This is a genomic window from uncultured Methylobacterium sp., assembly GCF_964242245.1.
In the GTDB taxonomy this organism is placed as follows: domain Bacteria; phylum Pseudomonadota; class Alphaproteobacteria; order Rhizobiales; family Beijerinckiaceae; genus Methylobacterium.
In genome coordinates this window covers 1-6,951 of record NZ_CAXTBY010000060.1, presented here as the reverse complement: position 1 = coordinate 6,951, position 6,951 = coordinate 1, and the positions used below count along the sequence as shown (strand labels likewise).

6 protein-coding genes are annotated in these 6,951 nt (G+C 69.3%); 3 read left to right on the top strand and 3 right to left on the bottom strand.

Features of this window, described 5'->3' with window-relative positions; genetic code table 11:
- On the bottom strand, nt 1–1,004 hold a 1,004-nt coding region (locus ACFE8Y_RS13350; protein WP_375464871.1), incomplete at its 3' end, for a hypothetical protein.
- Between the two features lie 278 nt (nt 1,005–1,282).
- Here ACFE8Y_RS13350 and mnmA point away from each other — a divergent pair.
- Genes mnmA through ACFE8Y_RS13335 form a run of 3 tightly spaced genes read left to right on the top strand, consistent with a single transcriptional unit; the run spans nt 1,283 to nt 3,918 of the window.
- The gene (gene mnmA / locus ACFE8Y_RS13345) at nt 1,283–2,431 is read left to right on the top strand and encodes a tRNA 2-thiouridine(34) synthase MnmA (protein ID WP_375464870.1); all 1,149 of its coding nucleotides are present in this window, start codon (nt 1,283–1,285) and stop codon (nt 2,429–2,431) included.
- Between the two features lie 27 nt (nt 2,432–2,458).
- Nucleotides 2,459–3,112: a class I SAM-dependent methyltransferase gene (locus tag ACFE8Y_RS13340; RefSeq protein WP_375464869.1), complete on the top strand. Its 654-nt coding sequence runs from the start codon at nt 2,459–2,461 to the stop codon at nt 3,110–3,112.
- Nucleotides 3,113–3,114: 2 nt separating this feature from the next.
- Nucleotides 3,115–3,918: a TVP38/TMEM64 family protein gene (locus tag ACFE8Y_RS13335; protein WP_375464885.1), complete on the top strand. Its 804-nt coding sequence runs from the start codon at nt 3,115–3,117 to the stop codon at nt 3,916–3,918.
- Between the two features lie 3 nt (nt 3,919–3,921).
- On the opposite strand, the gene bioB is transcribed toward ACFE8Y_RS13335, so the two are convergent.
- Both bioB and ACFE8Y_RS13325 read right to left on the bottom strand, forming a co-directional pair.
- Entirely contained in the window at nt 3,922–4,923 is a 1,002-nt protein-coding gene (gene bioB / locus ACFE8Y_RS13330) for a biotin synthase BioB (RefSeq protein WP_375464868.1), read from the bottom strand.
- 271 nt (nt 4,924–5,194) lie between these two features.
- The gene (locus tag ACFE8Y_RS13325; RefSeq protein ID WP_375464867.1) at nt 5,195–6,112 is read right to left on the bottom strand and encodes a diguanylate cyclase domain-containing protein; all 918 of its coding nucleotides are present in this window, start codon (nt 6,110–6,112) and stop codon (nt 5,195–5,197) included.
- Nucleotides 6,113–6,951: the final 839 nt, after the last annotated feature.

The window sequence follows — 6,951 nt, the reverse complement described above, 5'->3', positions numbered from 1 at the left end:
GCGACGGCTTGGACGCGGGCGTTCGGCCGCGCACGCGCCGCATCGACGGACGGCATCGGCACCGTGCTTTCGGACGGGATCAGGTCGGGCACGGCACCTGCCGCGACCGGACCTTGCGGCGCAGGTGCCGCGACCCCGAGGATGTTCGCGAGGCTTGTTGCAGGCGCCCCTTCGTCAAAGTCCGGCGTCGCGGATGCCGGATCGGCCTTCGGATCTGAGGTTTCCGCCGGATCGGCGATTCTGCCGACATCCGGTGTGGCTTCCGCAGACCCATCGGCACGCGTCGTGGTTTCGCCCGTCGTCTCGGCTGAGCCGTCTGTGGATTGGAAGCGGGCGCCCGGCTTCGCACGCACCGTGTCGACGGACCGGGTCGGCGATAGGCTTCCGGACCGGATCGGGCCGGGCGCAGCATCCGCCGCGATCGGACCTTGCGATGCAGGTGCGGCGACCGCAGGGACGCTGGCGGTGCTTGCCGTGGGCGCCGCTTCGCCGAGGCCCTTCGTTACCGGCTCCCGATCAGCCTTCGTCGCCGATGCGTCGTCGACCTTCGTCGCATCAGCGGATGCGGACGCCGCCGTGCCCTCGGATTTCGTCGCCCCGCCCGGCGTCGATCGGAGGTCGAGCCATCGCCCGGTGCCTGTCAGGGAGGCCTGCATCGCCGCAGGCGTGAAGGAACGTGCCCGAGCCGTCACCTGCGTCGGTCCGCCGGTGCCCTTCGCGAGCGCTCCCGGGGTCCCGGAGGTCGTCGCGGCGTCGCGCCCTGCAAAGGTCAGCGCGCGCTTGGCATCACCCGCCTCGCTCAGCGCCGCAGCCGCCGCGTCGCCGCTCGGTGCGACGCCTCCGGCGGGCGGGCGCGCCGCATCGATAGCCTGGGTCACCGCGGTCAGGTTGCGATCGAAGCCCGCGTGCGCCGTTCCGGCATCGGCGGAACGCGCGCCGCGCACGGTCGAGCGGCCCGAAGACCGCGATGCCGCATCCGTCAAATCCGCCGTACCGACCGCCATGCATCGCTCCTGTCCCACTCGATCAGCAAGCCGGAGGCCAGAACCTGAAATTATGCAAGCCCTTGCCCGAACACGATAATCTTTCCAGGATCATGTCGGCGCCGGGGCGGGCGGGCCGAGGCTGCCGGCATCCCGGCAGGAGATGCCCGGTCGGATTTGCCGGGCTGGCGGGACGGGCGCGGGGATGACGCGCCCTGGAAACGCGCATCGACACCCTCTATAGACGGGACCGTGCGGCTGATCCCTCGACGACAGACGATGCCGCCGGACCCGGCCAGATGAACGCCCTCGACATTCCCAAGGCTCCCCACGAGACGCGCGTCGTCGTCGCCATGTCCGGCGGCGTCGATTCCTCGGTGGTGGCGGGCCTCCTGAAGCATCAGGGCTACGACGTCGTCGGCATCACCCTCCAGCTCTACGACCACGGCGCGGCCACCCATCGGAAGGGCGCCTGCTGCGCCGGACAGGACATCCACGACGCCCGCAGCGTCGCCGAGCGCCTCGGCATCCCGCACTACGTCCTCGACTACGAGGACCGTTTTCGCGACGCGGTGATAGACCGGTTCGCCGAGAGCTACCTCGCCGGAGAGACGCCGATTCCCTGCGTCGAGTGCAACCGCGCGATCAAGTTCCGCGACCTGCTCGCCACCGCCCGCGACCTCGACGCCGACTGCCTCGCCACCGGCCACTACGTCGCGAGCCGGCCGCTGCCCGGCGAACCCGGCCGGCGGGGGCTCTACCGCGCCCTCGATCCGGCCCGCGACCAGAGCTACTTCCTCTACGCCACGACGGCAGCGCAGCTCGATTTCCTGCGGTTTCCCCTGGGCGAGTTGCCCAAGGACGAGACCCGGCGCTTGGCCCGCGATTTCGGCCTCGCCGTGTCGGAGAAGCCCGACAGCCAGGACATCTGCTTCGTGCCGCAGGGCCGCTACGCCGACGTGATCGCGCGGCTGCGGCCGGACGCCGCGCGGCCCGGCGAGATCGTCGACCTCGCTGGCCGGGCGCTGGGGCGGCACGCCGGCATCATCCACTACACCGTCGGCCAGCGCCGCGGCCTGCGCGTGGCCTCGCCCGAGCCGCTCTACGTCGTGCGCCTGGAGCCGGAGACAGCCCGCGTCGTGGTCGGGCCGCGGGCGGCGCTCGCCACCCACCGCATCCGCCTCACCGACGTGAACTGGCTCGGCGGCACCGCTCCCGTCGCCGACCGTCAGGTCTCCGTGCGCGTGCGCTCCACCCGCGAGCCGCGGCTCGCCCGGCTCGACTACGATCCCGCGACCGCGACCGCCGAGGTGGTGCTGGCGGCGCCTGAGGACGGGGTCTCGCCGGGGCAGGCCTGCGCCATCTACGCCGACGACGGCCCGCGCGCGCAGGTGCTCGGCGGCGGCACCATCCGGCGCATCGCCGCCGCGGCGGCGCAGGCCGCCTGATCCGACCCCTCGAAGGCAGAGACGACCATGTTGAGCGAGCCGCAGGCGGCCGGGCCGAGCACCGCCCTGATGCGCAAGGCCTACGCCCGCTGGGCCCCGGTCTACGACGTGGTCTACGACAAGCTGACGGAGCCCGCCGCCCGCGCGGCGGTGGAGGCCGCCGCCGCCTGCGGTCCGCGCATCCTCGAAGCCGGGGTCGGCACCGGGCTATCGCTCGGCTACTACCCGCGCGGCAGCTTCGTCTGCGGCGTGGACCTGTCCGAGGACATGCTGAGGCGCGCCCGCCGCAAGGTGCAGCGCCGGGGCTTGAGCCACGTGAAGGGCCTCCAGGTGATGGATGTCTGCCGCCTCGGCTACGCCGACGCGTCGTTCGACGCGGTGGTGGCGCAGTTCCTGATCACCCTGGTGCCGGACCCCGAGGCCGCGCTGTCGGAGTTCCTGCGCGTCGTGCGCCCGGGGGGCGGGATCGTGCTCGCCAACCATTTCGGCCAGGCCGAGGGGCCGGTCGCCCGCGTGGAGGAGATCGTCGCGCCGCTCTGCACCCGGATCGGCTGGTCGTCCGACTTCAAGGCGGCCCGGATCGAGGGCTGGGCCCGGCGCAACGGCGTCGAGTTCGGCGGCGTCGCCCCGACCTTCCCCGGCGGGTTCTTCAAGATCCTGCGGATGCGCAAGCCGGCCTGACGCTGCCCCCCGCGCAAGGCCCCGAGCCCGCAAGGGCATGGCTGCGAAGCGCCCGGCGCTGGTTGCCGCTCGCGCTCCTGGTTGGGCTGTCGCTCACGGTTCTCGTCTCCGGCGCGGCGCACCTGCTCAGCCTCGACCGGCTGCTGGCCTCGCGCCTGTGGCTGCGCGCGATCGTGGAGGCGGACCATCCGCGCGCGCTGGGGCTCGCCTACCTGATCTACGTCGGCGCCGTGGTGGTCTCGGTGCCCGCGACCCTGATCCTCACCATGGTCTGCGGCTTCCTGTTCGGCATCCTGCCCGGAGCCCTGGTCGCCGTCTGCGCCGCCACCACGGGGGCGGGAATCGTGTTCGCGATCGGGCGCGGCCCCGCCTCGGACCTGCTGCGGCGCGTGGCCGGGCCGCGGCTCGGCGCGCTGGCCGAGGGCTTCCGGCGCGACGCCTTCGGCTACATCCTGTTCCTGCGCCTGCTGCCGCTGTTCCCGTTCTGGATGACGAACCTCGGGCCGGCGGCCTTCGGCGTCGGCCTGCGCACCTTCGTCCTCGCCACCGGCTGCGGGCTCCTGCCCGGCGCCCTCGTCTACGCGGCCACCGGCGCCGGCATCGAGGACGTCGTCGCCGCGCACGCGGAGGCGAAGGCCGCGTGTCTTGCCGCCGGCGGGCTCGACTGCGCCAACGCCCTGACCCTGCGGGCGCTCGTCACGCCGCGGATGGTCGGCGGCCTCGCGGGGCTGGCGGCCTTTGCCCTGCTGTCGATCGCGCTGCGGCGGCGATTCGCGCGCCGGCAGGGTGCGGCCAGGAAGGCTTGAGCGCTACTCGGCGGCGGCCAGCGCCGGGATCGCCACGGCGATGCCGATGTCGCGCAGGAGTTCGGCATCCGCATCGGTCTCGGCGTTGGCCGTGGTCAGCAGCCGCTCGCCGTAGAAGATCGAGTTGGCGCCGGCGAGGAAGCAGAGGATCTGCGCCTCGCGGCTCAGGCCCTTGCGCCCGGCGCTGAGGCGCACGCGGGCACGCGGCATCACGATGCGGGCGGCGGCGCACATCCGCACGAGGTCGAGGGGATCGACCGCCGGACGGTGGGCGAGCGGCGTCCCCGCGACGGCGACGAGGGCGTTGATCGGCACGCTCTCGGGGTGCGGCGCGTGGTTGGCGAGCACCTGCAGCATGGCGGCGCGGTCGCTCACGCCCTCGCCCATGCCGACGATGCCGCCGCAGCAGACCCCGATGCCGGCCGCGCGCACGGTCTCCAGCGTTTGCAGCCGGTCGGCGTAGGTCCGCGTCGAGATGATGTCGCCGTAGAAGTCCGGCCCGGTGTCGAGGTTGTGGTTGTACGAGGTCAGCCCGGCCTCGGCCAGCCGCCCGGCCTGGGAGGGCGTGAGCATGCCCAGCGTCACGCAGGCCTCCATCCCCATCCCGCGCACGCCGCGCACCATCGCGAGCACGGCATCGAACTCCGGCCCGTCCTTGGGCTGGCGCCACGCCGCGCCCATGCAGAACCGGTGAGCCCCCGCGGCCCTGGCGGCGGCGGCCTCCTTCAACACGGTGTCGACCGGCATCAGCCGCTCGCGGGCCATGCCGGTGCCCTTGTGTTGGGCCGATTGCGGACAGTAGGCGCAATCCTCGGGGCAGCCGCCGGTCTTGATCGACAGGAGAGAGGCGCGCTGGATGTCGGCCGGGTCGTTGTGGACGCGGTGCACGGTGGCGGCCCGGAACACGAGGTCGAGCAGCGGCAGGTCGTAGATCGCGCGGATCTCCGCCACGCTCCAGTCGTGGCGGATGGCTGCGATCTGGGGCTCGGCGACGGGCTGACTCATGCCTTCCCTTGAGTGCGATCGGCGAGCAAAAATCAAGCCTCGGCGAAGGCGCCGTTGTGATGACTCCGCGGATCGCGCATGTGTGGGCGACCGACGACATCGCGATCGAGATCGAAGAGGCCGAACGCGCCGTGCTGCTCGCCTACGGACCCCGAAGCGGCCGGAGCGCTACGTCTCTCGCACGATCCGGATCGCCGGTTTCCGGACGTCGGGCGAGCCGGGCAGGTGCATCCCATCGCCCTTCCGGTGCACGTCAAACCTCGGCGACAGCTCACGCGCTGCAAGCGAGGGAAGCGCGCGCATGGTCGCGGCGTAAGCGCTTCACCCGATAGAGATCCTCGTCGGCGGCGGCGAGCAGCGCATCGGCGTAGCGCGCGTGCAGCGGTGCGACAGCCAGTCCGATGCTGGCGCCGACGTCGGCCACCGAAGCACTGCCGAGCACGTAATGCCTTGACAAACTTTCCTCCAGACGCTCGGCGATGCCCCGTGCGATGGCCTGCGTGGTGTCGGGCAGGATCACCGCGAACTCGTCGCCCCCGAGCCGAGCCGGCATGCCACTTTCCTTCAGGGTGGAGCGAAGACGCTCGGCGACCTGGCACAGAAGGGCATCGCCTGAGGCATGACCAAGACGGTCGTTCACGGCCTTGAAGCCGTCGAGATCCAGGCACAGGAGCGCGAGCGTGCGACCCTCGCTGAGGTCCCCCAACTTGGCGCGCAGCGTCGCGTCGAAGAACAGGCGATTGGGCAGGCGCGTCAGGGCGTCGTGGTGGGCCATGAACTGGAGGTGCGTTTCCTGCCGCCGCCGTTCGGTGACGTCCTCGTAGACGGCAGCCCATCCTTCATTCGCAAGGGGCTGGTGCGTGATGGCAATTAACCGCCCGTCGCCGAGCGCTTGGAGAAAGATCCCGGGCTCTCGCCGATCGATGAAAGCTTTACGATCGCGCCAAATCTCGTCCGGCGTTCGGCCGCTGTAGTTGCCGAGGGCAACGCTTTTCGTGAGAACCTCCAGGAAGTGCGTGCCAGAAGGAAGGGAGGACACGGGCTGACGATAGATGCGGGTGAAGCCCTCATTCACGAACAAGAGCCGGTCCTGCGCGTCGTAGACGCAAAAGCCATGCGGAATGTTGTTCAATGCATCGAAGATGGCCAGCCAACTTTCCGGATCACTGGGATGTGTTTGCGGTGACATAGTAGATCGATTCCGGATCAAACGTTGATTGCGGACTTGCGGCCGCACCCGCCTCTTGTGCTAGTCTCAACGATCGGCGTTACCGACGGCTTAAGGATCAGGTTGCCGCTGCCGTCGACTTCGAGCCGTTCCGGCCTGCACGCGATGCGGCTCCGGCCTATGCGGACGAAGCAAAAGGCGGGCGCCGCTCGATCCCTTACTTGGTATTCAATCCTGACGGACGCGGCAGGATCCTCTGCACGGCAGTCGGGACTGACGACAGGCTCACGCTGGTACGAGCGACCCATGTCGTCCTCGCAGCGGCCCATCGGGATCACGACGCGGCCTCGTCGAAAAGCGCGGGCAGCCAATACTACAGTAACCGGGTCCTTGTCATCCCAGGAGATATCGACGAGGGTTTAACCAACCTGATCTCTAAAATATATTGTGGTCTTGCCCGATCGATGTCGTGCACGCGTCCATTGAAAAACGCGCCCATTCTCAATCGTCATTCTTGCAAGAAGTTCTGAAGTCCCTCGTTGGGCACGCCAATTCACATCTTCCCAGCTATGATCTTACATTGCTTCATAGATTGTTTTTTATAAATCATGTTTGAAAAAAGGAATTTACCGCGATCTCCGGCCTATTCCGTAATCGATACTCCGATGTTTACGTCGGACACGAAGTCACCACATCCGACGATGCCACGATAGCAACGCGCAATAATTATACAGCCGCAATCCGGAGGAGATTTTGCTGGGGAAAACTCTGGTCGATCGAGATCCATACCGTCATCGACGGTGCGCAGTAACATCCTCGCCGTCGATCAAAATTCGGACTTGATGATCGTTCGTGTCTGG

What these genes read in the sequence shown, in the direction of transcription:
- bioB (WP_375464868.1), bottom strand. Translation starts at nt 4,923, where the DNA reads ATGAGTCAGCCCGTCGCCGAGCCCCAGATCGCAGCCATCCGCCACGAC.
- mnmA (WP_375464870.1), top strand. Translation starts at nt 1,283, where the DNA reads ATGAACGCCCTCGACATTCCCAAGGCTCCCCACGAGACGCGCGTCGTC.
- ACFE8Y_RS13325 (WP_375464867.1), bottom strand. Translation starts at nt 6,112, where the DNA reads ATGTCACCGCAAACACATCCCAGTGATCCGGAAAGTTGGCTGGCCATC.
- ACFE8Y_RS13340 (WP_375464869.1), top strand. Translation starts at nt 2,459, where the DNA reads ATGTTGAGCGAGCCGCAGGCGGCCGGGCCGAGCACCGCCCTGATGCGC.